Below are 2,550 nucleotides of genomic sequence, written 5' to 3'. Positions count from 1 at the left end.
CATTAAATCTAGTTAAATTTTCATATTTCATGGGACTAGTATAAACAATTTTTTACTTTCGCAAGAGGTCTAATATAAGCACAAGGTTCAAAATGCGTATTTAAGGCGCGTGTTGCAGCTTGCTATAAGTTTGCGTAGCATGAATGCAATTTAAAAACGGGGCTAAACATGAAGATTCTGGCACAACAGGCAGTACCCACCCATGTCATTTCAGGCTTTTTAGGTGCAGGAAAAACCACGCTGCTCAAAGCTTTATTGGCACAAAAGCCGGCAGAGGAAACATGGGCTGTGTTAATGAATGAATTTGGCCAAATTGGGATTGATCAGCAACTCCTGCCGCAAGATGAGGGCTATGCGGTTAAAGAGTTATTGGGGGGATGTTTATGTTGTAGCAGTCAATTGCCCATGCATATAGCCTTGTCACGCTTGCTCAATGAACAACAACCCGACCGATTGTTTATTGAACCTACAGGATTAGGCCATCCGGCTGAATTATTAGAACAATTGACTGAACCGCATTGGCAAAGTTATTTGGCTGTGCGTCGTCTTGTGACGGTGGTGGACGGTTCGCGTTTAAGTGATCGAGCATGGACGGAGCAATATTTATATCAAGATCAACTCAAAGCAGCGCATACTGTGGTCGTGTCACACGCTGACGTGATGCAAGACACCGATCAACATGCACTGGCTGCCTTACAACACGAATATCAAGCCTATGGGCAAACGTGGCTGATCAGCGAACATGGACAAGTGACATTAAACGAGATTGATGAGCCGTATATTGCTACGCAGCGTAAAATTCAACCTTTGTTAAAAATTCAGCAGCAACAACTCACGACAGAGCCAGTCAAAATTACCCAATTGCCATATCACTATATAGAGCAAGCACAAGGCTATTGCGTGGCGGGTTGGAAATTTTCCAAGCGGTGGCAGTTTAATTTTTATGATGTGATGGATGTACTGTGTGAGCAGCAAGATTGGTTGCGTATTAAAGCGATTTTGAATACCGAACAAGGTTGGAAAAGTTTTAACTTTAATCCTGAGCAATTTAATTATCAAACTGCAGCGGAAAGTGTAGATAATCGTGTGGAAATTATTTATCAGCAAGATCGTGATTGGCACGACTTTGAAGCTGCCTTATTGGCTTGCCGTGTTGATCAAGAATCCTAAGACAGCCAAAACTGACTGAGCGTGGCAAAAATCATGCAAAAGCAGAAGTTTTACCTTTAAATCGAGTATCCTAGCGGCAATAATTTAGGAGTTTTCAGCAATGGCTTTAAAAGCAACCATCTATAAAGCAGACTTAAATATTGCCAATATGGATGTGCACCAATATGGTGATTATCAACTGACCATGGCGCTACATCCATCAGAAACCATTGAACGTTTAATGGTGCGTATTTTGGCCTATGCACGTTATGCAGATGAAGCTTTAGAGTTTACCAAAGATTTATTTGAAACCGATGAGCCAGCACTGTGGCAAAAAGACTTAACCGGTCAATTGCAAACATGGATTGAAGTGGGCTTGCCGGATGAAGATAAAGTCAAAAAAGCCAGTGCACGTTGCGACAAAGTGGTTGTGGTCACTTATGGTTCGGCTGTAGATGAATGGTATAAACGCAGCAGTAAAATTAAAACTTTGAAAAATGTAGAGGTGTGGCAACTCACAGAAGCCACCACTACATCCATTCAAGCCTTGTGTGAACGTACCATGCAATTACAGCTTAATGTCATGGATGGCGAGTGGACCTTAATTGGTGACAACGCTCAAGCAGTGGTTGAGTGGATCCAACTTAAATAACATCTTGGGCGTTAAGGGCATTGCATCTTAACGCCAAGCTTTGTATATCTAGGTCATGATTAAACCATAAGAAGAACAGCATGACAGATGCAGAGATGTATCGTTTATTACTCGCTTTGCTGATTGGTGCGGTGATTGGTGCCGAACGTGAATATCGCAGTAAATCGGCAGGTTTACGTACCATGATTATGGTGAGTGTCAGTTCGTGCTTATTTACCATGCTCTCGATTAAAATTGGGGTGGATAATCCCGACCGTTTGGCAGCCAACGTTTTAACCGGTTTAGGTTTTTTAGGCGCTGGGGTGATTTTTAAAGATGAAAATCGTATTTCTGGTATTACCACAGCCACCACCATTTGGATGACTGCCGCTTTAGGTATGGCGGTGGGTGCAGGCTATGAAGCTTTAAGTATTTTTAGCGCCGTGATCGTTATGACCGTGTTGGCGATTTTGATTTATGTGCAAGAAAAAATCGAACAACTCAATCAAGCGCGGCATTACCGGATTGTGTGTGCCTATCAACAAGCCACCTTAGATCATTATGAAGAATTGTTTAAAACCCACCATTTAAAAGTGGTGCGTAATACCCAACACAAGACCGAGCGCCATATTACTGGACGTTGGATTTTAATTGGCTTTGCGCAAAACCATCAGCGCTTAACCGAATATTTACTTAATAGACCTCTTGCGAAAGTAAAAAATTGTTTATACTAGTCCCATGAAATATGAAAATTTAACTAGATTTAATGA

3 protein-coding genes are annotated in these 2,550 nt (G+C 41.7%); all 3 read left to right on the top strand.

Annotated elements, in window-relative coordinates:
- Positions 1-168: 168 nt before the first annotated feature.
- The 3 genes from Q0017_RS13715 (at position 169) to Q0017_RS13705 (ending at position 2,514) form a co-directional block, all read left to right on the top strand.
- Entirely contained in the window at positions 169-1,170 is a 1,002-nt protein-coding gene (locus Q0017_RS13715) for a GTP-binding protein (protein ID WP_298148018.1), read from the top strand.
- Between the two features lie 100 nt (positions 1,171-1,270).
- Positions 1,271-1,801: a YaeQ family protein gene (locus Q0017_RS13710; protein WP_298148015.1), complete on the top strand. Its 531-nt coding sequence runs from the start codon at positions 1,271-1,273 to the stop codon at positions 1,799-1,801.
- 80 nt (positions 1,802-1,881) lie between these two features.
- On the top strand, positions 1,882-2,514 hold the full coding sequence (locus Q0017_RS13705) for an MgtC/SapB family protein (RefSeq protein ID WP_298148012.1): 633 nt from the start codon (positions 1,882-1,884) through the stop codon (positions 2,512-2,514).
- The last annotated feature ends 36 nt before the right edge of the window (positions 2,515-2,550 follow it).

The organism is uncultured Acinetobacter sp. (assembly GCF_947624825.1).
Taxonomy (GTDB): Bacteria; Pseudomonadota; Gammaproteobacteria; order Pseudomonadales; family Moraxellaceae; genus Acinetobacter.
Note: the sequence above shows the minus strand (reverse complement) of the source record. Positions and strands in the feature narration are given on the sequence as shown.